This window comes from Streptomyces sp. MnatMP-M17 (genome assembly GCF_900091995.1).
Taxonomy (GTDB): domain Bacteria; phylum Actinomycetota; class Actinomycetes; order Streptomycetales; family Streptomycetaceae; genus Streptomyces.
On the sequence record NZ_FMDK01001271.1, the window covers coordinates 1 to 1,541 of the forward strand.

Consider the following 1,541-nt stretch of genomic DNA (forward strand, 5'->3'; position numbering starts at 1 on the left):
CCACTGGTGGCGCCGACGCTGCCGCTGTGGCCTGCGGCGGGAGTACTGCTCGGACTGCTGCCCGCGCTCGTCGCGCCCGTACCGCCGGGACCATCGCCGTCGACCTCGAAGGAGAGCGCTCCGTGATCCGATTCGAGCGGGTGTCGGTGACGTACGGCGATGCCTGCGCGCCGCCCGCGATCAGCGGCGTCGATTTCGTCGTGCCCGAGGGCGAACTGGCCCTGCTCGTCGGTCCTTCGGGCGTCGGCAAGTCGACTCTGCTCGGTACGGTGTCCGGTCTCGTCCCGCACTTCACCGGCGGCACCCTGCGCGGCCGGGTCACCGTCGACGGCCGCGACACCCGTACGCACCGGCCGCGCGAACTCGCCGATCTCGTCGGGACGGTGGGACAGGATCCGCTCGCCCACTTCGTGACCGACACGGTCGAGGACGAACTCGCCTACGGCATGGAGTCGTTGGGCCTCGCGCCCGATGTGATGCGGCGCCGCGTCGAGGAGACGCTCGATCTGCTGGGCCTGGCGGAGCTGCGCGACCGGCCGATCGCCACGCTCTCCGGAGGGCAGCGGCAGCGGGTCGCGATCGGTTCCGTACTGACTCCGCATCCACGGGTGCTGGTGCTCGACGAGCCGACCTCGGCGCTGGATCCCGCGGCGGCCGAGGAGGTGCTCGCGGTGCTGCAACGGCTGGTGCACGACCTCGGTACGACGGTCCTGCTGGCCGAACACCGGCTGGAGCGTGTGGTGCAGTACGCGGACCGTGTCGTCCTGCTGCCGGGCCCCGGACTGGCGCCGGTCGTCGGCGATCCGGAGCGGATCATGGCGGTGTCACCGGTGTATCCGCCGGTGGTGGCGCTCGGGCGGCTGAACGGCTGGGAGCCGCTGCCGCTCTCCGTACGGGACGCGAGGCGCAGGGCCGCCGGGCTCCGGGAGCGGCTGGCGGGCCTTGAACCGGAGCCGTGGAACGGGACGGTTACGGCGACGGGCAGGGCAGCAGCGGGCGTTCCGAGTGGGCCACCGCAGCATGTCGCTCGTACCGCACGTACCGCACGTACCTCATTGGGCAGACTGCTGCACCGCCGCGCGGCCACGAAGTTCACGGCCACGGCGCCCGACAGCGGCGGCCCGCTCGCCGTCGTCACGGATCTCGCCGTACGGCACGACCGGACCGAGGCGCTGCGCCAGGTGTCGCTGACCGTCGCGCCCGGCGAGACGATCGCCCTGATGGGCCGGAACGGCGCGGGCAAGTCCACCTTGCTGGCCACCCTGGTCGGCATGGTCGCACCGGCCGCCGGCACGGTGCTCGTCGGTGGCCGCACTCCGCACCGTACGCAGCCGCGCGAGCTGATCCATGAGGTCGGCCTGGTACCGCAGGAGCCACGCGATCTGCTGTACGCCGACACGGTCGCCGCCGAGTGCGCGGCGGCGGACGCCGACGCGGGCGCGGCGCCCGGCAGTTGCCGTGCGCTGGTGGGCGAGCTGCTGCCGGACGTGGCGGACGGGACGCATCCGCGCGATCTGTCCGAGGGCCAGCGGCTGGGGGGC

1 protein-coding gene is annotated in these 1,541 nt (G+C 73.3%); it reads left to right on the top strand.

The annotated features are described in order from the left end of the window. Positions 1-122: 122 nt before the first annotated feature. Positions 123-1,541 (top strand): ABC transporter ATP-binding protein (locus GA0115259_RS38470; protein ID WP_093605266.1); only part of this gene is annotated, 1,419 nt, incomplete at its 3' end.